This window comes from Rhizobium sophorae (assembly GCF_013087515.1).
GTDB lineage: Bacteria > Pseudomonadota > Alphaproteobacteria > Rhizobiales > Rhizobiaceae > Rhizobium > Rhizobium sophorae.
In genome coordinates, this window is the sequence record NZ_JABFCN010000029.1 from 1 (window position 1) to 24,149 (window position 24,149).

Sequence of the window (24,149 nt, forward strand, 5' to 3'; positions counted from 1 at the left end):
TCTGATGCCCGCGTTGCAAGGCTTGATCTGACAAGCGGATTAATGAGTTCACGCTCTAGATTACGAAATTTTCACTCAGCTTACCGATGTTTAACTGGGTCTTCCGGGGCTGCGGCCATATCTTCTTTCGTGAGGGGACACCTTACGAAAGGCAAACACGATGTACCGCAACAAGCTGATACTGGCAGCGCTTTCCTCCACCCTCATTTTCGGCGCCGCCGCCGGGGCAGTTTTTGCCGCACCGGGTGATGGACCGCGCCAGCATGCCGGCATGGGCCGCCCAGGTCCAGGCTCCGCTGCCTTCCGCGAAATCACCTATGTCCGCATGCTCAAGCAGTTCGACGCGAACAAGGACGGACAGGTCTCCAAGGACGAGGCGACCGCCGGCCTCGACAAGATCTTCGCCGCGATCGACACCAACAAGGATGGCTCGCTGACCCCGGGCGAAATCCGTGCATACCGGAAAACGCAGATGCAGGCGATGCGAGACCAGCGCAAGCAGGAGGCCGGCGAAAACAAGGATGCGAACGCCGCAGCCGCGGCGCCTGAAACCGCCGACAACAATGACCAGGGACGGCCGCCGCGCGACGGCCACGACGGTCGCGACGGACATCGCTGGATGCGCCATGGTGGCAACATCATGCGTGCCTCGATGATGATGCACCGGGTCGACACCGACCAGAACGGCCAGATCTCCAAACAGGAAGCAGAAGCCGCCATGGGCAAGCTGTTCACTCGGATGGACAGCAACAAGGACGGCGTCATCTCGATCGACGATATGCCGGACCGGCCGCTTCTCTAAAGCCAAGCGACGACTTGTCCTTGCCTTTCCCCGCCTCGACGGGGAGAGGCTCCGCAGTTTGTGCCTCTGAAGCGCCTATTCGCGGTGCTCGTAGAAATCCTGGACGATCTTCCATGCGGCTTCGGCCGTGTCGACGAAGCTGATCAGCTTGACATCGTCGGGCGCAATCGTCCCGAATTCCGCCAATGCGTCGAAATTGATGATACTCCGCCAGAACTCCTCCCCGAAAAGGATCAGCGGCAGGCGCTCCATGCGGCCGGTCTGGATCAGCGTCAGGCATTCGAAGAATTCGTCGAGGGTGCCGAAGCCGCCCGGAAAGACGGCGATCGCCTTAGCACGCACCATGAAATGCATCTTGCGGATGGCGAAATAGTGGAAGTTGAAGCTGAGTTCCGGCGTCACATAGGCGTTCGGCGCCTGCTCGTGTGGCAGCACGATGTTGAGGCCGATCGACGGGGCGCCCTCGTCGGCCGCGCCGCGATTGCCGGCCTCCATCACGCCGGGGCCGCCGCCGGTGACGATGACATATTCGTGGAAATTCAAGGTGGCCGAATATTTCGAGCAGAGCCGGGCGAATTTGCGCGCCTCGTCATAATAGACCGACGCCGCCTCCAGATTGGCGCGCTGGATGTCGTTGCGGGCTGCCCAGGCGCTCTGGCCGGGAGCGGGAATGCGGGCGCCGCCGAACATGACGACGGTCGACTTGATGCCGCGTTCGGTCAGCATCATCTCCGTCTTCAACAGCTCCAGCTGCAGGCGGATCGGCCGCAATTCCTCGCGGCAGAGGAAATCCTCGTCGACATAGGCAAGGCGATAGGCAGGCGACAGCGTCTGCGGCGTTTTCGGCACGGCTTCGGCGCGCTGCTTGTCGGTCGAGCTGCTCTTCAGCGGGTCCCATACGCCATCCTTGCGCCGCGAACCGCCGTTTCGTCCCTTCGCCATGTCGAAATGCCTTTCAGTATTGCCGGCCACGAAGCCGGATATGTCGCTATAACGCCTTGAATCCAGATATGATCTTGTCGGAAAAATCATTCCGTTCTACGGCTTCATGCTGTAGAGCAGGATATATCCCTGCCACCGCATTCCGGAGACCCCGCCGTCTCCACGATAAAGATCGAAGTTTAAGGAATTCTCATGAGCGCCACCGACCTCGCATCCCTCGAAAAGATCATTGAAGCCGCCTTCGACAATCGCGACAATGTGAACACGTCGACGAAGGGCGAGGTTCGCGATGCGGTCGAAGCAGCGCTCGATCTGCTCGATGCCGGCAAGGCCCGTGTCGCCGAACGCTCCGCCGACGGCGCCTGGTCGGTCAATCAGTGGCTGAAGAAGGCCGTGCTGCTGTCCTTCCGCCTCAACGACATGGACGTGGTGAAGGGCGGCTCGGGCAATTCCACCTGGTGGGACAAGGTTCCCTCGAAGTTCGAGGGCTGGGGCGAGAACCAGTTCCGCGCGGCCGGCTTCCGCGCCGTGCCGAACTGCGTCGTGCGCCGCTCGGCCTATATCGCCCCGAACGCGATCCTGATGCCCTCCTTCGTCAATCTCGGCGCCTATGTCGGCGAAGGCACGATGGTCGATACCTGGGCGACGGTCGGCTCCTGCGCGCAGATCGGCAAGCATGTGCATCTCTCCGGCGGCGTCGGCATCGGCGGCGTGTTGGAGCCGATGCAGGCGGGCCCGACGATCATCGAGGACAATTGCTTCATCGGCGCCCGCTCCGAAGTGGTCGAAGGCTGCATCGTGCGCGAAGGCTCGGTGCTCGGCATGGGCGTCTTTATCGGCAAGTCGACCAAGATCGTCGACCGAGCCACCGGCGAGGTGACCTACGGCGAAGTGCCGCCCTATTCCGTCGTCGTCGCCGGCTCGATGCCGTCGGGCAATGCGACGATGGGCAACGGCCAGCCGGCGCCGCATCTCTACTGCGCCGTCATCGTCAAGCGCGTCGATGAAAAGACCCGCTCGAAGACCGGCATCAACGAGCTGCTCAGAGATTGATGACACCGGGACGTTGATCCGGTAAACAGACGGCGTCTTTTTACGCGAGGCGGCCCCGCCTTGCCATGTCTTTGCCATTCCCGCCGGATAGTTCGACCGCCATGACCGCTACCGACCCCGTCGCCAATCTTCAGACGCTGATTCGCTGCCCGTCCGTGACGCCCGCCGAAGGCGGCGCGCTCACGGCGCTGGAGGCGATGCTTGCGCCGCTCGGCTTTTCGGTCGACAGGGTAAAGGCGAGCGAAGAGGGAACACCCGACATCGAAAACCTCTATGCCCGCCTCGGCAAGGACGGCCCGCATCTGATGTTTGCCGGCCATACCGATGTCGTGCCGGTCGGCGACGAAGCCGCCTGGACGCATCCGCCCTTTGAGGCCCAGATTTCGAAGGGAGAGCTTTTCGGCCGCGGCGCCGTCGACATGAAGGGCGGCATCGCCTGTTTCGTCGCCGCCGTCGCCCGGCATATCGATAAAAACGGGCCACCCAACGGCTCGATCTCCTTTTTGATCACCGGCGACGAAGAGGGCCCGGCGATCAACGGCACGATCAAGCTGCTGCAATGGGCGGCCGAGCGCGGCGAGCGCTGGGATGCCTGCCTTGTCGGCGAGCCGACCAATCCGGACAGGCTGGGCGACATGATCAAGATCGGCCGGCGCGGCTCGCTGTCGGGTAAAATCACCGTTCACGGCGTGCAGGGCCATGCCGCCTATCCGCATCTGGCCGACAATCCGGTGCGCGGCATGCTGCAGCTGACGCAGGCGCTGATGGACCCGCCGTTTGACGGCGGCACCGACGATTTCCAGCCGTCGAACCTCGAAGTGACCACGGTCGATGTCGGCAATCCGGCGACCAACGTCATTCCGGCCAAGGCCTCCGCAAGCTTCAACATCCGCTTCAACGACAGCTGGACCGTCGAAACGCTGCGTGCCGAAATCCTGCGCCGTCTCGACGCCGCGGCCCGGGATGGCGCCTTGCGGCCGGGCCGCGAACCGGTGGCCTATGATATTGTCTGGGCCGACCGGCCGAGCCATGTCTTCCTGACGCGCAACAATGCGCTGATCGCCTCCCTGTCTTCAGCCGTCGAAAGCGTTTCCGGCCAGTCGCCGCGGCTTTCGACCACCGGCGGCACATCGGATGCGCGCTTCATCAAGGATTATTGCCCGGTCGTCGAGTTCGGCCTCGTCGGCCAAACGATGCACATGGTCGACGAGCGCGTCGCTGTTGCCGATCTGGAGACGCTGACGGCGATCTACGAAACCTTCATCGCCCGCTGGTTCGCCAATGCCGGGCTTTAGGGAGGTTCAATATTATCTGGCCGGCCTCTGGCTGCTGATCCGGCTGGATCCGCGCGGCTTCCGCTACCTCGACATGTCCGAGCGTGGCGTCAACCGCTCGTTCTGGGCGATGCTCTGGTGCCTGCCGCCGATGGGCATTTCCTGGCTCTGGTGGCGGCAGGCCTTTCTGCGGTCGATGCCGCCGGAAGCCGATGTCGATTTTCCCTTCTATATCAGGCTCGGCCTCGTCGAGGTCGCTAACTGGTTTGTGCCGCTGGTCTTTGCCGGGTTTCTGCTGCTTGCCTTCCGCATGGGCGAGCGTTTTGCCCCCGTCGTCGTTAGCGTCAACTGGCTCGGCGTGCCGCTTTCCTATATCAATGGGCTGCTGCTGGCGCTGGTGTTCTTCCTGCCCGGCTCTGTCGGCCTCGTCTCGCTGCTGCTGCTCGCCTTCATGCTGGCGCAGGTCTTCGTGCTGGCGCGCATTCTCCGGATGATCTGCCATGGCCATGCGCTGATGACCGGGGCGCTGACACTGGTGCTTCTCGTGCCATCGATGATCCTTTCAGAATATCTGCAGCACTTCCTCGGCATCTATCCCGTCTGACCAAGCTTACGAGGGGTCGTCAGCATCCTCGTCATTGGCATCGGTATCGGTGACCGGTCTTCGGCGGTCGGGGATCACCTCGGGATAATCCACCTGCATGAAATACAGCCCGTCCGGTGGCGCCACCGGGCCGCAGGCCTTGCGGTCGCGCGCTTCAAGCGCCGCCTCGACATCATCAGGCGTCCATTTGCCTTCGCCGGCGAGCTTCAGCGTGCCGGCGAAGGAACGGATCTGGTTGTGGAGGAAACTCTGCGCCGTGGCGCGAATCTCGATCAACTCGCCGTTGCGCGTCACATCCAGCCGGTCGAGCGTGCGCACCGGGCTGTTTGCCTGGCAATGGGCGGCGCGGAAGGTGGAGAAATCGTGCCGGCCGACCAGCCTCTGGGCGGCGGCATGCATGACCTCGTGATCGAGCACCTTCGGCACCCACCAGGCCTTGCCGGCTTCGAGCGCCAGCGGCGCCCGGCGGCTGACGATGCGATAGAGGTAATGGCGCCGCAGCGCCGAAAAGCGGGCATCGAAAAATTCGGCAACGGCCTCGACGTCGAGTATGGAGACGCGCTCGCCGGCAAGCCTCAGATGCGCGTTCAACGCATTCTGCAGCTGGTAGGGTGACCAGTCCTTCGAAAGATCGACATGGATCACCTGCCCGATGGCATGGACGCCGGAATCAGTGCGTCCGGCGCCGCGCACCGACACCGTCTCGCCGGTCAGCGACAGCACGGCGGCCTCGATCGCGCCCTGCACCGAGGGGCCGTTCTCCTGCCGCTGCCAGCCGACATAGGGGCCGCCGTCATATTCGACGGTCATGCGGAAACGTGGCATCAGCTAAGCCTCGTGCCCGCCGCAAGCGGCGTGCCCCTGAGGAAATCGGCCGCCGCCAGCGGCTTGCCGCCGGCCTTCTGCAGCCTGGTCAGCCGTACCGCGCCCGAAGCGCAGGCGACCACGAGATCGTCCGTCAGCAATTGCCCGGCAGCACCCCGCCCTTCAGCCAGCTCGGACGCCAGCACCTTTACCCGCTCCGGCTTGCCGCCGATTTCGAGCTCGAACCAGGCGCCCGGAAACGGCGCCAGGCCGCGGACGTGATTGTGCACGTCGCTGGCGTTCCTGGAAAAATCGATGCGCGTCTCGGCCTTGTCGATCTTGGCAGCATAGAGCACGCCCTCTTCCGGCTGCGGCGTCAGCGGCAGGTCGTTCATCTCGAGTTTCACCATGGCTTCCGCCATCGCCTTGGCGCCCACGAGCATCAGCCGGTCGTGCAACTCGCCAGCTGTCATGTTCGGGCCGATCTCGACCTCGCGGGTGAGTGCCACGGCTCCGGTATCCAGACCCTTATCCATCTTCATCACCATCATGCCGGTCTTTGCGTCGCCGGCCATGATCGCCCGCTGGATGGGAGCAGCACCGCGCCAGCGCGGCAGCAGCGAGGCGTGACCGTTGTAGCAGCCATCGCGGGTGCCGTTCAAAATCGCTTCCGGCAGCAACAGCCCGTAGGCAACGACGACGCCGACATCGGCATTCAGGTCACGAAACCTCTCGCGCTCCTCGGGATCTTTGAAATTGACCGGGGTGAAGACCGGGAGGCCGAGCAGTTCGGCCGCCTGATGCACCGGCGATTTCTGCAGATCGAGGCCGCGCCGCCCACCCGGCCGTGGCGGCTGCGTATAGACCGCAACAATCCTGTGCCCGGCATCGACGAGCAGGCGCAGGGTCGGAACCGAGAACTCCGGGGTTCCCATGAAGATGATGCGAAGAGACATTTTATCTCGCCAATTGAGGATCAACCGTCTTCAAACGGGTTTACGAGCTTGAGATCAAGCCCCTCGAAATCTCTGGTGTTGCGGGTCGCAAGCGTCGCGCCGTTGGCAAGGCAGATGGCGGCAATCATAGCATCCTTGGTTTCCATCGGCCGCCCCGCCTTTCTGCGCGCCGCAGCCAACAGTCCGTAGCGATTCGCCGCACTGAGCGAAAAACCGAGGATGCGGCCTGAAAATTCCGACTCGATCCGATTGAAGTCTGAGATCAATGCCGCTTTTCGCCTGCCGTCATCGATGAGTTCAAGCCCGTAGCGCATTTCCCCGACAGAGATCGTCGTCAGGAAAAGCGTGTCGACGTCGTAAGCGTCCAACCAGTTCAGTATCCGCTCGCTATGGGTCCTTCCCTGCAATTCGGAAATCACGTTCGTATCGAGGACGATCATCTGTCAAAACGTGGCGGTTCGCGGTCGCGTTCGTGGCGAGACGCGGCGATAGCCTCCACTTCGTCATCACTTAGTCTTTCCCCGCCCATCAGCGAACGCAGGCGCTGCCCAGCGGGAGCTCCCGAGCGCTCCGCCGCAATCTGTCGACGGATGATTTCAATCGCCTCTTCCGAAAGACTGCGGCCGTTGCGTTGCGCACTTTCCTGAAGCTGCCGCTTCATTGCATCCGGAACATCGCGAATAAGCAGATCACCCATGCGGCGCCTCCATCATGATATCGGTGATATCATAGTGCCTCGCCGGCGAATTTTCAACGCAGCGTCAGAGCGCCTTCGACTTCGCCGCCTTGGTGAATTTCTTGATCACCATCTCCCGCTTCAGCCGCGAGATGTAGTCGATGAAGAGCACGCCATTCAGGTGATCGATCTCGTGCTGCAGGCAGGTGGCGAGCAGGCCATCGGCTTCCACGGTCTGTTCCTTGCCGTTGCGGTCGAGATATTTGACCGAGACGACAGCCGGGCGCTCGACCTCGGCATAATAATCCGGAATCGAAAGACAGCCTTCCTCATAGACGGAGCGCTCGTCGGAAGATTTGACGATCTGAGGATTGATGAAGACCTGCGGCTGCTTTTCCTCGCCCTCGCGTGAGATGTCGATGACGAGCATACGGCGCGGCACGCCGATCTGGATCGCGGCAAGGCCGATGCCCGGCGCGTCGTACATGGTTTCCAGCATATCGTCGGCAAGACGCTGCAGGTCGGAGTCCACCCGCTCGATCGGCTTGGACAGCTGGCGGAGAACGGGATCGGGAAGAATGATGAGTGGCTTGATGGTCATGGCGTTCCCATAACCCATCTTTTCCGACTATGGAATTATCCGGCAGGCGGGGAATACGCTTTTTTGCATCCCCGCCTGGAATTTCGCCATAGAGCCTTTCCTGGTCAGCTTGAAACATTCTGTTGGCTCAAACGGAGTCGGATGGTCGACCGGCCGGCGCGCGTCGTAGCCCAGTTCTACGGCCAAGCCGGCCGGTCGATCAGGCGGCCCGTTTCAGCCAACCCTCCCGCAGATTTGCCTGGCAAATCTGCAAGACTTAAGAATCGCCGGACGCACTTGTCGCTTCGCATGGCGAAGCGGTGCGGCCGGTGGGCCGGGCATCTTTCCGCCAGGATCAGAGGCTTTCGGCTTGGACGTACCAAGAGGTATGCCCATCGCCAATCGCCTCTGCCCTGACGAAAACCTGCTCCGGCAGAATGCTTCAAGCTGACCAGGAAAGGCTCTATTCGCCTCAAGCCGCCCGGCGAGCGGAACGGCCATCCGGCCGGGCGCGGAAGCGCCGCAGCAGCTCGATCAGGGTTTCCGCCTCGTCCTTGAGGCGGCGGGTTTCCGCTGAAGAGTGCTCGACCATGTCCGAATTCTGCTGGGTGATCGCACCCATGTTGCGGACGGCGATGCTGACCTCGTTGACGCCGGTCGCCTGGTCGCGGGCGGCGGCGGCGATATCGGCGACGAAACGGTTGATGATATCGATGCGGCTGATCATGTCGTTCAGCGCCTCGCCGGTGCTGGAGACGATGCCGACGCCCTGATTGACCTGTGTCGAACTCTGCGAGATCAGGTTCTTGATCTCCTTGGCCGCTTCCGCGGTGCGCTGGGCAAGCTGGCGGACTTCCTGGGCGACGACGGCAAAACCCTTGCCGGCATCACCGGCACGGGCCGCCTCGACGCCAGCGTTCAGCGCCAGCAGATTGGTCTGGAAGGCGATCTCGTCGATGACGCCGATGATCTGGGAGATCCCGGTCGAGGATTTCTCGATGCCGGCCATCGCCGAGACGGCGCTGGTGACGAGTTCGCCGGAGTTCTTCGCCTTCTCTTGCGTCTCGCGCACGGCGTCCGACGCCTTCTCGGCATTGGCGGCCGTCTGACCGACGCTGACGGACAGCTGCTGCAGGGCGGCCGAACTCTCCTCGACGCCTGCCGCCTGCTGGGCAGTGCGCAGCGCCAGATCATTGGTCGCCTTGGAAATGACGTCGGCGCCGCTCATGATATGGCCTGAGGTCTCACGCACGGAGGCGAAGGACTGGCTTAGCGCCCTGACGGCGCGGTTGTAATCCTCGGCCATCTGCCGGAAATTGCCCGGCAGATCGGACGGCAGGGTGGCTTCGAGATCGCCGTTCGACAGCGCTTCCAGACCGCGGCGCAGCTGCTCCAGCGCGATCGCCTGATCGGATTCGGCCTGAGCGCGTTCCTCCTCCAGGGCCTGACGCTTGGCTTCGAGCGTCTCGAGATAGACCGAGATGGAATAATCCATGTCGAGCATGCCGGCCTTGATGACGGCCGACAGCTTCTCGGCCAATGCCTTGCCCTGCTGGCGCGCAAAGATCGACGGCCATTGCTTCTCCATGATGCCCTTGACGAGTTCGGACATGACGATGGCGTAACCGCCAATATACCAGCGCGGCTCCAGTCCGATGCGAGCGTGCGTCCGGCCGACCGCCGTCACGCCGTCGACATAGCTCTCGTCGAACGCGCCGCCGGCGAGATTGGCCCAATGGTCCTGCTGGCGCTTCTTGGCGTGGCCGACATGGTTCTTATCGGCGAAGAAGCCTGCGACGGCCGGGGTCTTGGCGATCTTGTCATAGAATTTATCGAGGGCGCCACTGATCAGCTCTGATATGACCGGGCGCAGATCCCGCATCGACTTGCGCGCTGCCTCATCCAGTTCGATGAAATCGAGGCGCTGCCTGAGGGCATTGTCGGTCTGCTGGGCGGTCATGGAGAATCTCTGTACTTGGCGCGACGCGCGGGAAGGAATTTCTGCGCCGTAGGTTTTGGCGAATATGGTTGAGCAATCGTTAAATCGGACGACGATTTCTTCTCCGCGAGCGAGGAAGAGCGGTCGCTTGCGAGGGATATTGAGGTCCATCCATTCCGTTCACGTTTTGATCTATATATCGCCATTTCTTCTGTTATGCTTGCGGCATGGCCATCCATTCCGAATCGCTCTCCCTTGCCCTTGCCTCCATCAGCCCGGCCATGCTGGTGCTTATCGGCGCCGTTCTCGCCGCCCTCGCCCTGCTGGTGATCGTGCTTCTGCTGCGCGGCGCCAGCCTTCGCCGCGAGCAGGCGGAGGAAGCGAGCTTTCGTGCTCAAGAAAACGAAGCGCGAATGGCCGAGCTTTTGAAGATCCAGGCGGAGATGCAGGGCCGCATCGCAGCGATGACCGAGGTCTTCGGCGCGCGGCAGAGCGAACTCAACCAGACGATCAGCCAACGCCTCGACGGCATGTCAAAGCGCGTCAGCTCGACGATTACCGAGCAGACGAAATCGACGCATGAGAACCTGCAGCGGCTTCAGGAGCGGCTGGCGGTCATTGATGCCGCGCAGAACAACATCCAGACGCTCGCCAAGGATGTCGTCGGGCTGCAGGCCATTCTATCCAACAAGCAGACGCGCGGCGCCTTCGGCCAGTCCAGGATGGAAACGATCGTCGCCGACGGCCTGCCGATGGGCGCCTACGCCTTCCAGCAGACACTGTCCAACGGATCGCGGCCGGACTGCACGATCCGCATGCCGAACGGCGCACCGCCGCTGGTGATCGACGCAAAATTTCCTCTCGAAGCCTGGAACGCGATCCGCGACGCCGGCAGCTCCGAGGCCGGCAAGATCGCCGGCCAGCAGTTCCGCCGCGACATGGAGGTCCATATAAGGGACATTTCTGAGAAATATCTGATCCAGGGCGAAACCCAGGATACGGCCTTTCTCTTCGTGCCGTCCGAATCGATCTTCGCCGAGATCCACGAGCACTTCGAGCCGGTGGTGCAAAAGGCGCACCGTGCGCGTATCGTCATCGTCTCGCCATCGCTGCTGATGCTGTCGATCCAGGTCATCCAGTCCGTGCTCAAGGACCAGCGCATGCGGGCGCAGGCGCATCTGATCCAGGGCGAAGTGGCGATCCTGATGGACGATCTCAGCCGCCTCGATGAGCGGGTGCGCAAACTGCAGGGCCATTTCGCCATGGCGCAGAAGGATATCGACATGGTGGTCACGTCAGCCGACAAGCTCACCAAGCGCGGTGCCAGGATCGAAGCGCTGGAATTCGAGGTAGGCGGCGGCGATGCAAAACCGGCCCGCGACGGCGAAGCCGCGGCCAAATCGGTCGAAAGCCGCACCGGCCTTCTGAAGCTCCGGGTGGTTGACGAGGAGTGACCGCTTCAGGCAGTGTCTCGCCCGCATGAAGCACTAGGAGCATGATGTCGTGCGAAAACCGATCACACTTTTCGGCATCATGCTCTAGAAGACGGGACACATTCATGATCACAGTTTTCGGGTCCATCAACATGGATCTCATCGCCACGACCGAGCGCCTGCCGAAGCCCGGTGAGACGGTGGCCGGCAACGGCTTTGCCACGGCCGCCGGCGGTAAGGGCGCCAACCAGGCGCTGGCAGCGCGCCGCGCCGGCCGCTACGTGCATATGGCCGGCGCCGTCGGCAAGGATGCTTTCGCCGCGGAGGCGCTGGCCCTGCTTGATGATGCGGGCACCGACCTTTCTCTGATCAAACATGTCGACGGTCCCACCGGCACGGCGCTGATCCTTGTCGGCGGCGACGGCGAAAACATGATTGCCGTCGTTCCCGGCGCCAATGGCCTCGTCACGCCTGCCGATGCCGAGACGGCGATCGGCCGCATGAGCGAAGGCGATATCCTGATGCTGCAGCTCGAAGTGCCGGCTGCCGCCGTCGAAGGCGCGCTGTCGGCGGCCCGCGCCAAGGGCATCACCAGCATCCTCAACCTCGCGCCGCTGATCCCCGATGCGCCGCGTCTTGGTCGGCTCGCCGATATCGTCATCGCCAACGAGACCGAGTTCGAGCGGCTCGCCGGGCAGGAGGGCATGGACGCGCAAGCGCGCGAGGCAGCCCTTGTGCGCCTGCATGCGGAGACGGGCCAGACGCTGATCGTGACGCTCGGTGCCGACGGGGTCATCGCCATTCGCGACGGGTCGATTTCAAGGGCGCAGGGTCTCAAGATCGAACCTGTCGATACGGTCGGCGCCGGAGACACTTTCTGCGGCTATTTCGCCGCCAGCCTCGACGACGGCCTCGATTTTGTCTCGGCGCTGCGCCGCGCGGCGGTTGCCGGTTCGCTCGCATGCCTCAAGGCCGGGGCGCAACCTTCGATCCCTACGATCGAGGAAGTCGCAGACAGGATATAGTCCGCGTCTCTTTGCGAAGCAGCCAATGAAACTCCCGGTAATTCAGGGCGTTCCGACGATTTTCCTTGGCTCGATCGATCGAATTTCATTCAAATTTAAGAGATTTCCGGCGATGTTCCTCGTGGTCGCCGGCTCCTCCCGCCTTTCGGATTCCGGACGTCACTGCATAATTCCTTAAATCGGAATCGATTTAAGGATAAAATTATGCAGCGTTTCAAAGTGCTACAGCGTCCTTTGCGCGTCTGAAAAGACGCGCTGCGCTGTAGGCGGCTGCCCCATGATGGGGCGAGCCTTTGCTCGTGCGCCGGAGAATGCCCGTTCAGCGCATCCTTGCCCGAGGACCCCATGTTCATTTTTCGCATGAAATCGCTTGCCGCGAAACTCATCGTCATCACCGGCATCGCCATCGCGCTTGTTCTCATCGTTTCGAACCTTTTCCTCATCGGCCAGACCCGGGATCGCGTCCAGACGCTGACGATGGATCAGGCAAATCTCGAGGCAAAATCGATCGCCAATGAAATCGCCGCCAATGTCGGCGAACTCGCCAGCGCTGCGCGTACCATGTCGGGCGTCATCGGCCGCGGCCATGAAGGCAAGTCGCTCGACCGCAAGGGCATGATCAACGTGCTGAAGGCCAATCTCGAGCAGAATGCCTTCGCCTTCGGCAGCTGGTTCTGCGAGCAGCTCGGCGCGCTTGACGGCAAGAGCACCGAGATCGCCAACAACAATGACGAAGGCACGAACAAGAACGGCGCCTTCACGCCCTACTGGTCGAAGACCAAGGACGGCGGCATCCAATATTCGACCTTCGACAATGATTATACCGCCGCATGGTGGAAGCTCGCCGCCGACAGCGGCAAGGGCGCGATCACCACGCCCTATATGGCCGAAGGAACCGACGTGCCGACGCTGCTGACCTCGATTGCCTATCCGGTCATGTCGGGCGGCAAGATGATCGGCGTCGGCGGCGTCGACATTTCGCTGAAATCGCTGACCGACAAGCTGCAGGCGCTGCATCCTTTCGGTTCGGGCCGCGTCACGCTGCTGTCGCAGGCCGGCAACTGGATCGTCGCGCCGATCCCCGACCTGATGACCAAAGAATATGAAGGCGAGGGCGCCGACATCGTCAAGACGGCGCTGTCGAACAAACAGCCCGGTCTCGTCAGGAACCTCACCTATGACGGCCTCGATCCCTTCGATCGCGTCGTCCATCCGTTCTCGGTTCCCGGCGTCAACGCCACCTGGGTCGTGCTCGTCGACGTGCCGCACACGGCGATCAACGCGCCAGTGCGGGACCAGACCTACATGATGATCATCAACGGGCTGATCGTGCTTGGCGCCGTCATGCTGGCACTCTATTTCGCCGTCCGCTCTTTCGTGCAGCGGCCGCTCGGCGGACTGGTCGCCAGCGTCAAGGCGCTGAGCGACGGCCAATATGGCGAGCCGGTCGCCGCCCAAGACCGCAGCGACGAAGTCGGTTCGGTCGCCAAGGCGCTGGAAGGCTTCCGCTTCACGCTCGCCGACAGCCGCCGTCTCGAAGACGAGGCGGCCGACCAGAGGCAGGCGGCCGAGACCGAGCGCAGCCGCTCGGAATCGGAACGCCAAGAATCAGTGTCGCTGCAGCGCCATATCGTCTCGATCGTCGGCGCCGGCCTTTCCGAGCTGTCGCAGGGCAATCTCAGTCACCGCATCACCGACGAATTCCCCGGCGAATACGGCAAGCTGAAACAGGATTTCAACGCCGCGCTCGCGAGCCTAGAAGAGACCATCAACACGATGAACCTCAGCGTCGCCAATATCGGGTCCGGCACCGGTGAAATCAGCAACAGCGCCTCCGACCTCGCCAAGCGCACCGAGCAGCAGGCAGCCAGCCTGGAAGAGACGGCGGCCGCGCTCAACGAGCTCACCGCGCAGGTCGATTCCAGCGCCGAGAATGCGCGCACGGCAGCCGACAACGTCAACCTCGCCTGCCAGGATGCCGAAAAGTCCGGTGAAGTGGTGCAGAAGGCAATCGCCTCGATGCAAGGGATCGAACAATCTTCGACGGAGGTTTCGCGGATCATCGGCGTCATCGACGAGATCGCCTTCCAGACCAACCTGCTCGCCCTGAACGCCGGTGTCGAGGCGGCCCGCGCCGGTGATGCCGGCAAGGGTTTTGCCGTCGTCGCCCAGGAGGTGCGTGAACTTGCACAGCGTTCGGCCAATGCCGCCAAGGAGATCAAGACGCTGATCAACAGCTCGGCCGTCCAGGTCAAGGAGGGCGTCGATCTCGTCGGGCGGGCCGGCGGCACACTGCACAAGATCGCCGAACAGGTGATGGGCATCAACGACCTCATCCGGCAGATCTCGGCATCGGCCAGCGAACAGGCTGTCGGCCTGAAGGAAATCAACCAGGCCATGAACCAGATGGACCAGGTGACACAGCAGAATGCGGCGATGGTAGAGGAAGCGACGGCTGCCAGCGTCGCGCTCAACGACGAGGCACAAACGCTGAAGGCGCTCGCCACGCGCTTCAACGTCTCGGGTTCGGGCAACGCCGCGGCCCTCGACTCCGTCGCGCAAAAAATGCGTGCGCCGGCAGCTGCGGCCCCCTCGCCTCGCGTGAGCGCCCCGGCGGTCCGTCGCGCGACTGCCCCGTCGCGTGGATCCGCGGTCGTGGCGCAGGACAGCTGGGAAGAGTTCTGATCGTTCAGGCCGTCATAATGCAAGAGGCGCCTGGGAGACCCGGCGCCTTTTCACATTCAGAAATTAATGCAGCTCAGGCAGCGTTCGACGTCTGCTCTTCATTGAGGAAGGCGTAGATCGCCGAGGCAGAATCGGTGGCACGCAGCTTGGCGACCAGATCGTGATCGCGCAGCACGCGGGCGATACGCGACAGAGCCTTGAGATGATCGGCGCCCGCGCCCTCCGGCGCAAGCAGCAGGAACACGAGATCGACCGGCTGGTCGTCCAGCGCCTCGAAATCGACCGGCTGCTCCAGCCGGGCGAAGATGCCGACGATCGAATGGATGTTTCCCAGCTTGCCGTGGGGGATGGCGATGCCGTTGCCGACTCCAGTCGAGCCCAGGCGTTCGCGCTGCAGGATGACGTCGAAGATCTCCCGTTCGGAAAGCCCGGTGATCCTGGAGGCTCTTGCAGCCAATTCCTGAAGCAACTGTTTCTTGGAATTTACTCTGAGGGCGGGAATGATCGCATCCTGATGGAGCAAATCTGCCAATGCCATTTCTTTTTCCTTCTGTCGCCGGGATCAAATGCAAGGAGCGGCGGCAATACCGCCGCTCACCATCCTGATCTCAGCCTTTGATACTGGCTGAATCGATCCAGCCAATATTTCCGTCGTGCCGACGGTAAACGATGTTCAGATGTTCCTTGCCGGGGCTGCGGAACAGGAGAAGCGGCTCGTCGGTCATGTCGAGTGCCATCACTGCGGTGGCGACCGACATGGTCTTCAGCTGCTTCGTGCTTTCAGCGACGATCGCCGGAGCGAAATCGTCAGCGATTTCATCATCGTGATCAGGAACGGAATCCATGACCGTGTAGGAGACCTCGGCAAAACCATTCAGATGGCTTCCGGCGTGATGGTCCTTCAGCTTGCGCTTGTATCGCCGCAGCCGCTTTTCGATCCGCTGGGAAGCCGCGTCGAAAGCCAATTGCGGGTCGGTTGCCTCGCCGGCCGCATGCAGCACCACCCCGCTGTCGAGATGCAGCTTGCAATCCGCCGAGTAACGAGAACTCGCCTTTTCCACGGTCACCTGGCCGGAATATCCCCCGTCGAAGTATTTCGTGATGGCCATACCAATTTGGTCCTCGATCTTTTGACGGAAGGATTCACCAATTTCCATATGTTTCCCGGATACACGCACACTCATGGAGTTTCCCTTCTTATGGTCGTTTGCGGGTATCAGTTTACGCCAAGCCTCAGGTTCATCCAAGCACTTCGCACAATCTCAAGCAAGATCGGCTTAGGCCTGCGGGTCCTTGGTGCCCTTCTGATGCTGGGGATAACTCCAGACGCCGTTCGCGGCATCGATTGCGGCGGGCTTCTAGCCAGAGCTTGCCGAAAAGTCAATAGGGCGGCGATTCACCCTCGGCTGCACCCGGTCAACGTGTGGCGGATACCCTGTCCGGCAGGGCATGCCGCCGATCGTCACCCAATACATCTTACGCGTTTCGCGCTTGCGTTGCGCCCCTTCTTGCGGGGATCGTCATGGCGGCGACACCCGATATGACGCAGATGAGTCCGATCCAGGCCGTCGGGCTCAGCCTCTCGCCGAGGAAGACGATGCCGATCGCAACACCGATCGGCACTCTAAGATAGGCTTGCGCGGTGGTTCCGACCGAACCCAGCGTCTGGACGAGACGGAAATAGATCACAAAGGCGAGCGCTGTCGAAAAGGCAGAGAGGGCCAGCAGCGCCAGCATCGATGCCGCCGAAGGATCGAGTTCCCACGGCCGATCGACCACGAGGCTCATCGGCAGGAGAATGACCGCGCCTGAGATCAACGAACCGGCCGCCGGCACTGCGGGCTCAAGCCCCTTGAAGTTTTTGCTGAAAATCGCGGCACCTGCATAACAGACGGTCGCCAGGATGATGGCAAGCTGCGCCATCAGGTTTTCACCGAGACCGCCGAGCGCTTCGACGCCGATGACGAGGCAGATGCCGGCAAGCCCGGCCATGACGCCGAAAAGCCTTCGCAGCGTCACCTGCTCATGGCGGGTGATCAGCACGGCCAGCAGGAAGGTGAAGATCGGCGTTGCCGAATTCAGGATCACCGCCAGTCCGGCGTCGACGGACTGTTCCGCCCAGGCGATCAGCGTGAAGGGGACGACGCTGTTCAGACAGGCCTGAACGAAAAACCGCTGCCAGGTGGCACGATCGCGCGGCAGACGGACGCGCCGGTGGCGCAGGACGGCCAGCAGAATGCCGCCGGCAATCAGCGTGCGAGCGGCTATCAACGTTATCGGCGGGATCGTCTCGACGCCGATCTTGATGAAGCTATAGGAGGAACCCCAGAGGGTCGCCAGCACCAGCAGCAGGAAAAGCTCCCTGGCAAGGTTGGAATTTTGCGGCGTCATCGTCGGCATTTCGATCTTCGTTGAAGACAATTCAAAGGGTTGCAGCCGTTGCGCGTCTGAAAAGACGCTGGGCGCTGGAGAGGAATAACGGGATTTGCAGGCCGGATGCTTCGATCGAGGTCGAAGCATTGCTGCGTCAGAAGCCCGCGACCTTGGCGAGCGCCCGCTTCTCGCGGCGGCGCTGGACCGAAGAGGCGATGTTCATTGCCTCCCTGTATTTCGCAACGGTCCGGCGGGCGAGATCGACACCGCCCTTCTTCAGCATGTCGACGATATCGTCATCGGAAAGCACCGCCTCCGGGCTCTCCTGCAGGATCAGCGCACGGATCTTGTGACGCACCGCCTCGGCCGAATGGCTGTCACCGCCGGCGACGGCGCTGATCGAGACGGTGAAGAAATATTTGAGTTCGAAGAGGCCGCGCGGCGTCAGCATATATTTGTTCGACGTGACGCGGCTGACGGTGGATTCATGCATCTTGATCGCCTCGGCGACCGTTTTCAGGTTCAGCGGGCGCAGGTGATCGACGCCGTGCAGCAGGAAGGCGTCCTGCTGGCGGACGATTTCGCTTGCCACCTTCATGATGGTTTTTGCCCGCTGATCGAGGCTGCGCGTCAGCCAGTTGGCGCTCTGCAGGCAATCGGAGAGGAAGGCGTGATCCTCCCCATTGCGGGTCACGCGGGAAAAATAGGACTGGTTGACCAGCACGCGCGGCAGCGTATCCGGATTGAGCTCGACCAGCCAGCCGCCATCCGAGGAGGCTCTGACGACCACGTCGGGCATGATCGCTTCGGAAACGCCCGCCTCGAAACCGCTGCCGGGCTTGGGATTGAGCTGGCGGATCTCGCCGAGCATGTCGAGAAGATCTTCCTCGTCGACGCCGCAGAGGCGCTTCAGCGTGGCGAAATCGCGCCGGGCAAGCAGTTCGAGGTTTTCGACCAGAGCCTGCATGGCAGGGTCGTATCGGTCCTTCTGTCTGAGCTGGATGGCCAGGCATTCGGCGAGGCTGCGGGCGAAAACACCCGGCGGATCAAGGCTCTGAAGGGTGGCGAGCACGCGCTCGGCCTGTGCGAGGCTCGTACCGAGCCTCTCGCCGGCCTCGACGATATCGGCCTGCAGATAACCGCAGTCGTCGAGCTGGTCGACGAAATTCTGCGCGATCAGCCGGTCGGCCATGTCAGGCAGGACGAAGGGGATCTGCTGCGCGAGATGATCGCGCAGCGACACCTGGCCGGCGACGAAATCGTCGAGATCGTAGTCGGCGCCCTCGCCGCTGCCCGGCATCGACTTCCACTGGCTGACGAGCTCCGGCGCATCGAGGCGCTGCGGGGCACCGTCATCAGGAAAGACATTGGTGTAATTGGCGTCGAGTTCGTCGTTCAGCCGACTGGTGCTGGCGCTGCCGCCATTGTCATACCAGTCGCTGGAGAGCGCCTCGGCGCGGTTGTCGTAGCCGTCGTCCGACCCGGCATCCTCCGGCTGATGAGCATATTCTCCATCTTCGGCTTCACCGCGTTCGCCGCCCGCCTCGCCGTCGTTCGACGGAAATTCGAGCAGCGGATTCTTCTCCACTTCCTGGGCGATGAACTGGTTGAGTTCGAAATGCGTCATCTGCAGCAACTGGATGGATTGCATCAGTTGCGGTGTCATCACCAAAGACTGGGTCTGGCGCAGGAAAAGATTGGCGGACAGTGCCATGACGGACGCGAAACTCCCCTCGATTCCTCCGGGAAACCGCGTCCGATCAAGGCTTCAGGCCACGGAAATCCAAGTTGGCCCAAAAATTGCTTTTTTATTGTATTTGGTCAAGCGGAAGTATGACGGCACGGTGAATTTCTGCGACATCCGGCGTTACAGGCTGAAATTGTCGCCGAGGTAGAGCCGGCGCACTTCCGGATTGTTGACGATGTCGTTGGCCCGGCCATGGGTCAGCACCTCCCCGGCATGGATGATGTAGGCGCGGTCGATGAGACCCAGTGTCTCGCGCACATTGTGGTCGGTGATGAGAACGCCGATGCCGCGCGCCGTCAGGTGGTGAACGAGATTCTGGATGTCGGCGACCGAGATCGGATCGACGCCGGCAAAGGGTTCGTCGAGCAGCATGAAGGTCGGGTCGGTCGCAAGCGCACGGGCGATTTCGAGGCGGCGGCGCTCACCGCCGGACAGGGCGACGGCGGCACTCTTGCGCAGCTTCTGGATATGGAATTCCTCCAGCAGTTCGTTCAGCTTCTGCTCGCGCTCAGCCTTGTCCTTCACGTGCACTTCGAGGACGGCGCGGATATTCTCTTCCACCGTCAGCCCACGGAAGATCGAGGCTTCCTGCGGCAGGTAACCGACGCCGAGGCGCGAGCGGCGGTACATCGGCATGGTCGTGACGTCGTTGCCATCGATCTCGATCGTGCCTTCATCGACCGGCACCAGGCCGGTGATCATGTAAAAACAGGTGGTCTTGCCGGCGCCGTTCGGGCCGAGCAGGCCGACGGCCTCGCCACGGCGCACCACCAGCGAGACGCCGTTGACGACGCGCCGCGTCGCATAGGTCTTGGTCAGACCCCGTGCGATCAGCGTTCCCTGATAGCGGCTCTTGTCGGCAGCGCCCGCAGCTTGTGGCCCGGGCTTGCCGAACATGGTGGATAGCGATGATAATTTCACGTGGGAGGCCGGCTTCTCAGTTCTGCTTCTGCTGCGCATTCGGCTGCGATTTCGGATCGAGCTGAATCTGGACACGCCCGCCGCAGCTTTCAAGCTCCGCCTGGCCAGTCTGCATGTGAACCGTCAGTTTGCAGCCTTTGAAGACGTTCGGTCCGTCCGACAGCACGACCTGCTTGCCGGTCAGGATGAATGTCTGCGAGGCCATGTCGAAATTGCCGTCATCGGCGGTCGCCGTCTGCGTGCCCGAGCTCAGGAAGACCTTGTCCGTCACCAGGATCTTGTCGATATCGGCACTTCCCGATGCAAGCGAGGCCGACTGCTGCGGCTGTGCTGCGGGTTGCGCGCCGTCAGCGGCGGGCTTTGCCGCCTTGTCCTTGTAATAAACAGTCATCTTGCCGGACTGCATCGTCGTCGTCCCCTGGACGACCTTGACGTTGCCGGTGAAGAGCGCGGTGTGTTCCTGGTCGTGGATCTCCAGCTTGTCGCTTTCGATCTGGATCGGCTGGTCGTTGGACAGCTTCATGCCCGGCATCGTCGCCGACGCCTGCTGCGCGCCGGCGCCCGTGGCCGTCAGAATAAGGGCAAATACGCCGGCAATGAATGCCATGCCTGTCTTGCAAGTGGAAATGCGACAATCTTTTGTCATGGATGACCCGGCTGGTTAAGTGCCCTGTTTATGGATGGTGGATGGATCAACATTCATGCGAACATTCCCCTCGAATGTGATCACTCGTCCCTTATCGGTTATCTGAAGCGTCTTCGCAACAATGGAGGCGTTGTCCTTGGTGATGGTGACGGGGTCGTCGCTCCGCATGTTTCCGCCCTTGATGTCGAGCTGCGCGGACTGGAAATTCGCATTGAGGCCGCTGCTCAGCACCAGGGTGAAGGGGGCCGTCATATGCAGGTTGTCGGTGGCGCGGTTGTAATCGGCGGTCGAGGCGACGACGCGGGCGATCAGACCGTCATTCATCGGCACGGCGGCCTTGATGGTCTCGAGCGTGATGAGATCGGGATTGCGGATATCCTGCAGCGCCCTTTCGGCCAGCATCGAATAATTGATGCCGTCGGAATTGCGACCTGATATCGCCGGCTTTTCCATCACGACCTTGCCATTCTCGATCTTGGCGCCTTCCATCTTGATGTTCTCGGGCAGATAGGTGCGGATCACTGTCACGGCGCCGACAGCGGCTGAAACGATAAGAGCTGCCACCGGCAGCAATATCTTCAGCCGCCGCACGCGGGCGGAATGGAACAACGCATCGCCATAGGCGCTCCTGCCGGACCCTGAATAGGCAGCATGTCCGTTGTTCTTCAGGGTATCGAGCATAGGCCTCGTCCATGTGCGGTGATCGCCGCGCTTCGATAACAAAGCCGGCCGCCAATCACAGTTCGTTTCGCATTATTACATTGGCTTGCCAATATGGAATTTTTTCTGCAACAAGCAACAAAACGGAAAAACATTGAAAAGTGGTATTCGTACGGGCGGGCTGCCACCCTATTTCACCGGATCGATCGGCGCCATGCCGACGCCGGTGCCAGCGCTGGAGGTTTCTATGGACAGTTCGATCATCACGGATCGCCGGCGGCTGCGTCGCAAGCTGGGCTTCTGGCGCGCCATCGCAGTGGCCCTCATCGTGGCACTTGGTTTCGCCTTCTATCGCTTTGCCCTCGGCGAGGCCGGGACGCAGCGCCCGCACATCGCCCATGTGACGATTTCCGGGCTGATCGTCGACGACGACGAGCTTCTCGAGCGGCTGAAGAAGGTCGAGACCAGCGACCAGGTGAAGGCAGCGGTGATTTCGATCTCCTCGCCCGGCGGCACGACCTATGGCGGCGAAAAAGTCTTCAAGGCGATCCGGGCTATATCAGCCAAGAAGCCTGTCGTCTCCGACGTGCGTACGCTTGCCGCTTCCGCCGGTTACATGATCGCCACCGCCGGCGATACGATCATTGCCGGCGACAGCTCGATCACCGGTTCGATCGGAGTCATCTTTCAGTATCCGCAGATCCAGCCGCTGCTCGACAAAATCGGCGTCTCGCTGCAGGAGATCAAGTCCTCGCCGCTGAAGGCCGAGCCCTCGCCCTTCCACGAGGCGAGCGAGGAAGCCAAGGCGATGATCCGCAACATGGTGGTCGACAGCTATAACTGGTTCGTCGACCTGGTCGCCGACCGGCGCAAGCTGCCGCGCGACGAGGTGCTGAAGCTGGCCGACGGCACGATCTATACCGGCCGCCAGGCGCTGAAGGTGAAACTCGTCGATGCGATCGGCGGCGAGGCTGAGATCCGCGCCTATCTGACGTCACGCGGCGTTAACGCCGATCTGCCGATGGTGGACTGGGACAAGAAGAGCAATACGCCCTTTCTGCTCGCTGGGGCTGTTTCTCGGTTGATTGCGATCTTCGGTTATGACGATCTCGTGAAAACCCAGGATATCAATGGAATCCTGCCCCCAAAGTTGCTTCTTGACGGGCTGCTTTCAGTTTGGCAGGTTGGCCGCGATTGATAAGAAATCAATAATTTAAGGGGGCGAATGTGATCAAGTCCGAATTGGTGCAGATTGTTGCGGCACGCAACCCGCATCTCTATCATCGCGACGTCGAGAATATCGTCAACGCGGTTCTCGACGAGATCACGGATGCACTGGCTGCGGGTAATCGAGTCGAATTGCGCGGCTTTGGCGCCTTTTCGGTCAAGAACCGCCCTTCGCGCTCCGGCCGCAACCCGCGAACCGGCGATACCGTCTTCGTCGAGGAGAAGTGGGTTCCCTTCTTCAAGACCGGCAAGGAGCTGCGCGAGCGGCTTAATCCCGGCCAGGCCGACGAAGAAGATTGAGCCGTCGCTGCCTGCGGCGAAACCGCACTTGAACTCGAGGCCCGTTTTCCTATTCTGGTAACGCATCGGCTTTATGCGTCTTACAAGGACGCATAGCGCTGCAAGCATGAAACGCGCCCTTCAAAAAGACCGGAGCAATCTGCCGCGAGGAGACCTCAAATGGCCAAGAAGATCGTCAACCTATTGATTTTGCTGCCGCTTGGCGTCATCCTCATCGTCTTCTGCGTCGCCAACCGGCAGAGCGTCACGCTCGCCTTCAATCCGTTCCGGCCGGAAGACCAGGTGCTGGCGGTGTCCGCGCCCTTCTTTGTCTTCCTGGTCGTCGCGCTGATCACGGGCATGCTGATCGGGGCGGCCACCACCTGGTTCAGCCAGGGCAAACACCGCAAGCGCGCCCGTACCGAGGCCAAGGAAGCCATCCGCTGGCAGAGTGAGGCCGATCGCCACAAGAACCGTGCCGAGGAAATCGCCGGGCAGCTGCCGGCGCGGTAAAACTGGTCAATATTCGACTGGCTCCGTATTTCTGCGGCCCGTCAAACCGGAAAATAGCTCAATTCCTCATAGTCGCCCTCGGGCGAGGCGCCGTTGCCGGTTACCTGGAAACCGTGGGCGAGGTAGAATGCCTTCGCCCGCCGGTTCTTCACCAGGCATTTTAGCCGGTACCGGTGTTGCGGCCATTCCGGCAAGGCGTGCAGCAGCGCCGTGCCTGCACCCTGGCCCTGGAATTCCGGTTTTAGGTAGAGCATGTGGATGAAGTCGTCCTCCGGCCAGAGCGACAGGAAGCCGGCGACGCTGCCGCTTTCATGCGCGCAGACGAAGACCGTCTCGCCGTTGGTATGGGCGGCGAAATCCTCGCGGTGGAATTTGCCCGGATCGACCCAGACGAATGTTTCGCGGCGCACGGAAAGATAAATCTCCGCGAGCATTTCCTGATCTTCCGCCCGCGGCGGCCTGATGGTCCACGTCATGATTCGGATTTAAACGAAGCCTCAATCTGCGCCAAGCCTAACCGGCGCCATTTTGGCGACGACGGCAGCATTGAAATCCGAGAAGAAACCTTCGGCGAGCCTCTGCGAAGTCGAATCGAGCAGGCGGGCGCCGAGTTGGGCGAGCCTGCCGCCGAGTTCGGCCTTCGACCGGTAGTGCAGGATGGTCTCGGCACCCCTTTCCTCAAGCACGATATCTGCACTCCCCCTGGCGAAGCCGGCAAGACCGCCCTTGCCTTCGGCCGACAACGTGTAACTCTTCGGCGCATCGACATTGGAAAGCGTCAGCAGCCCGTGGAAGGTGGCTGACAGCAGGCTGAACCTGACCTTGATGGTCGCCTCGAAGACATCAGGCGACAGCCGCTCGATGCCTTCGCAGCCTGGAATGCAGTCGCGCATGATCTCGGGATCGTTGAGTGCAGCCCAGACGATGTCCCGCGGCGCGGCGATGCGTTCTTCGCCGGTGAAATCCATTTGACGACCCCATCTTCGATTCGCTCATCTTATCCCAGCGGG

The 24,149-nt window shown here is 61.8% G+C and carries 26 protein-coding genes; 10 read left to right on the forward strand and 16 right to left on the reverse strand.

The genetic code is table 11. The features are described from left to right. Positions 1 to 160 precede the first annotated feature (160 nt). Positions 161 to 802, forward strand: a complete 642-nt coding sequence (locus G9X64_RS16850; RefSeq protein WP_168307917.1) for an EF-hand domain-containing protein — start codon at positions 161 to 163, stop codon at positions 800 to 802. Positions 803 to 877: 75 nt separating this feature from the next. Here the strand turns inward: G9X64_RS16850 and G9X64_RS16855 are convergent, their stop codons facing one another. After that, positions 878 to 1,744 carry an LOG family protein gene (locus G9X64_RS16855; RefSeq protein ID WP_168307918.1) on the reverse strand — a complete coding sequence of 289 codons (867 nt, stop codon included), beginning with the start codon at positions 1,742 to 1,744 and terminating at the stop codon, positions 878 to 880. A 192-nt stretch (positions 1,745 to 1,936) separates the two neighbouring features. Here G9X64_RS16855 and dapD point away from each other — a divergent pair, with 192 nt between their 5' ends. From dapD to G9X64_RS16870, 3 genes are all read left to right on the forward strand, one after another. Then, the gene (dapD, locus tag G9X64_RS16860) at positions 1,937 to 2,797 is read left to right on the forward strand and encodes a 2,3,4,5-tetrahydropyridine-2,6-dicarboxylate N-succinyltransferase (RefSeq protein WP_168307919.1); all 861 of its coding nucleotides are present in this window, start codon (positions 1,937 to 1,939) and stop codon (positions 2,795 to 2,797) included. A 101-nt stretch (positions 2,798 to 2,898) separates the two neighbouring features. After that, a complete protein-coding gene (gene dapE / locus G9X64_RS16865; protein WP_168307920.1) occupies positions 2,899 to 4,092 on the forward strand; it encodes a succinyl-diaminopimelate desuccinylase in 1,194 nt (397 codons plus the stop codon). Beyond that, positions 4,079 to 4,675, forward strand: a complete 597-nt coding sequence (locus tag G9X64_RS16870) for a hypothetical protein (protein ID WP_168307921.1) — start codon at positions 4,079 to 4,081, stop codon at positions 4,673 to 4,675. Before dapE ends, G9X64_RS16870 begins: the two co-directional genes overlap by 14 nt. A gap of 6 nt (positions 4,676 to 4,681) precedes the next feature. Here G9X64_RS16870 and truA read toward each other — a convergent pair whose 3' ends face one another. The 6 genes from truA to G9X64_RS16900 all read right to left on the reverse strand — a co-directional run bounded on the left by truA (position 4,682) and on the right by G9X64_RS16900 (position 9,651). After that, positions 4,682 to 5,500: a tRNA pseudouridine(38-40) synthase TruA gene (gene truA / locus G9X64_RS16875; RefSeq protein ID WP_168307922.1), complete on the reverse strand. Its 819-nt coding sequence runs from the start codon at positions 5,498 to 5,500 to the stop codon at positions 4,682 to 4,684. After that, positions 5,500 to 6,435 carry a methionyl-tRNA formyltransferase gene (gene fmt / locus G9X64_RS16880; protein ID WP_168307923.1) on the reverse strand — a complete coding sequence of 312 codons (936 nt, stop codon included), beginning with the start codon at positions 6,433 to 6,435 and terminating at the stop codon, positions 5,500 to 5,502. Before fmt ends, truA begins: the two co-directional genes overlap by 1 nt. A 20-nt stretch (positions 6,436 to 6,455) precedes the next feature. Continuing rightward, positions 6,456 to 6,875, reverse strand: a complete 420-nt coding sequence (locus G9X64_RS16885; protein ID WP_168307924.1) for a type II toxin-antitoxin system VapC family toxin — start codon at positions 6,873 to 6,875, stop codon at positions 6,456 to 6,458. After that, a complete protein-coding gene (locus G9X64_RS16890; RefSeq protein ID WP_168307925.1) occupies positions 6,872 to 7,132 on the reverse strand; it encodes a FitA-like ribbon-helix-helix domain-containing protein in 261 nt (86 codons plus the stop codon). Before G9X64_RS16890 ends, G9X64_RS16885 begins: the two co-directional genes overlap by 4 nt. Positions 7,133 to 7,196: 64 nt before the next feature. Beyond that, positions 7,197 to 7,712 carry a peptide deformylase gene (def, locus tag G9X64_RS16895; protein WP_168307926.1) on the reverse strand — a complete coding sequence of 172 codons (516 nt, stop codon included), beginning with the start codon at positions 7,710 to 7,712 and terminating at the stop codon, positions 7,197 to 7,199. Positions 7,713 to 8,163: 451 nt separating this feature from the next. Further along, positions 8,164 to 9,651, reverse strand: a complete 1,488-nt coding sequence (locus G9X64_RS16900; protein ID WP_168314597.1) for a globin-coupled sensor protein — start codon at positions 9,649 to 9,651, stop codon at positions 8,164 to 8,166. 206 nt (positions 9,652 to 9,857) lie between these two features. On the opposite strand from G9X64_RS16900, the gene G9X64_RS16905 reads away from it, so the two are divergent. From G9X64_RS16905 to G9X64_RS16915, 3 genes are all read left to right on the forward strand, one after another. Further along, positions 9,858 to 11,084, forward strand: a complete 1,227-nt coding sequence (locus G9X64_RS16905) for a DNA recombination protein RmuC (protein ID WP_168307928.1) — start codon at positions 9,858 to 9,860, stop codon at positions 11,082 to 11,084. A gap of 104 nt (positions 11,085 to 11,188) precedes the next feature. After that, positions 11,189 to 12,088: a ribokinase gene (locus G9X64_RS16910; RefSeq protein ID WP_171377007.1), complete on the forward strand. Its 900-nt coding sequence runs from the start codon at positions 11,189 to 11,191 to the stop codon at positions 12,086 to 12,088. Between the two features lie 345 nt (positions 12,089 to 12,433). Then, positions 12,434 to 14,773 (forward strand): methyl-accepting chemotaxis protein, encoded by a 2,340-nt coding sequence (locus G9X64_RS16915; protein WP_168307930.1) that lies wholly within the window; start codon positions 12,434 to 12,436, stop codon positions 14,771 to 14,773. A 73-nt stretch (positions 14,774 to 14,846) separates the two neighbouring features. On the opposite strand, the gene ptsN is transcribed toward G9X64_RS16915, so the two are convergent. The 7 genes from ptsN to lptC form a co-directional block, all read right to left on the reverse strand. Further along, complete coding sequence (gene ptsN / locus G9X64_RS16920) at positions 14,847 to 15,311, reverse strand: PTS IIA-like nitrogen regulatory protein PtsN (RefSeq protein WP_017995882.1); 465 nt, start codon at positions 15,309 to 15,311, stop codon at positions 14,847 to 14,849. A gap of 70 nt (positions 15,312 to 15,381) precedes the next feature. Further along, a complete protein-coding gene (gene hpf / locus G9X64_RS16925) occupies positions 15,382 to 15,957 on the reverse strand; it encodes a ribosome hibernation-promoting factor, HPF/YfiA family (RefSeq protein ID WP_011650214.1) in 576 nt (191 codons plus the stop codon). Between the two features lie 292 nt (positions 15,958 to 16,249). After that, positions 16,250 to 17,173 (reverse strand): DMT family transporter, encoded by a 924-nt coding sequence (locus G9X64_RS16930; RefSeq protein WP_168307931.1) that lies wholly within the window; start codon positions 17,171 to 17,173, stop codon positions 16,250 to 16,252. A 127-nt stretch (positions 17,174 to 17,300) separates the two neighbouring features. After that, on the reverse strand, positions 17,301 to 18,860 hold the full coding sequence (gene rpoN / locus G9X64_RS16935) for an RNA polymerase factor sigma-54 (protein ID WP_168307932.1): 1,560 nt from the start codon (positions 18,858 to 18,860) through the stop codon (positions 17,301 to 17,303). A 153-nt stretch (positions 18,861 to 19,013) separates the two neighbouring features. Continuing rightward, a complete protein-coding gene (gene lptB / locus G9X64_RS16940) occupies positions 19,014 to 19,790 on the reverse strand; it encodes an LPS export ABC transporter ATP-binding protein (protein WP_003556077.1) in 777 nt (258 codons plus the stop codon). A 40-nt stretch (positions 19,791 to 19,830) separates the two neighbouring features. Further along, the gene (locus G9X64_RS16945; protein WP_168307933.1) at positions 19,831 to 20,460 is read right to left on the reverse strand and encodes an LptA/OstA family protein; all 630 of its coding nucleotides are present in this window, start codon (positions 20,458 to 20,460) and stop codon (positions 19,831 to 19,833) included. Between the two features lie 15 nt (positions 20,461 to 20,475). Then, positions 20,476 to 21,141, reverse strand: coding sequence for an LPS export ABC transporter periplasmic protein LptC (gene lptC, locus G9X64_RS16950; protein WP_025392916.1), 666 nt, complete (start codon positions 21,139 to 21,141; stop codon positions 20,476 to 20,478). 226 nt (positions 21,142 to 21,367) lie between these two features. Between lptC and sppA the strand changes: the two genes are divergently transcribed. The 3 genes from sppA to G9X64_RS16965 all read left to right on the forward strand — a co-directional run bounded on the left by sppA (position 21,368) and on the right by G9X64_RS16965 (position 23,139). Next, positions 21,368 to 22,318: a signal peptide peptidase SppA gene (gene sppA, locus G9X64_RS16955; RefSeq protein ID WP_171377042.1), complete on the forward strand. Its 951-nt coding sequence runs from the start codon at positions 21,368 to 21,370 to the stop codon at positions 22,316 to 22,318. Positions 22,319 to 22,347: 29 nt separating this feature from the next. Continuing rightward, a complete protein-coding gene (locus G9X64_RS16960) occupies positions 22,348 to 22,647 on the forward strand; it encodes an integration host factor subunit beta (protein ID WP_003544934.1) in 300 nt (99 codons plus the stop codon). Between the two features lie 159 nt (positions 22,648 to 22,806). Further along, positions 22,807 to 23,139, forward strand: coding sequence for a LapA family protein (locus G9X64_RS16965; protein WP_168307934.1), 333 nt, complete (start codon positions 22,807 to 22,809; stop codon positions 23,137 to 23,139). A gap of 41 nt (positions 23,140 to 23,180) precedes the next feature. On the opposite strand, the gene G9X64_RS16970 is transcribed toward G9X64_RS16965, so the two are convergent. Together G9X64_RS16970 and G9X64_RS16975 are read right to left on the reverse strand one after the other, a co-directional pair. Beyond that, entirely contained in the window at positions 23,181 to 23,615 is a 435-nt protein-coding gene (locus G9X64_RS16970) for a GNAT family N-acetyltransferase (protein WP_168307935.1), read from the reverse strand. 21 nt (positions 23,616 to 23,636) lie between these two features. Then, complete coding sequence (locus tag G9X64_RS16975; RefSeq protein ID WP_168307936.1) at positions 23,637 to 24,107, reverse strand: SRPBCC family protein; 471 nt, start codon at positions 24,105 to 24,107, stop codon at positions 23,637 to 23,639. Positions 24,108 to 24,149 lie beyond the last annotated feature (42 nt).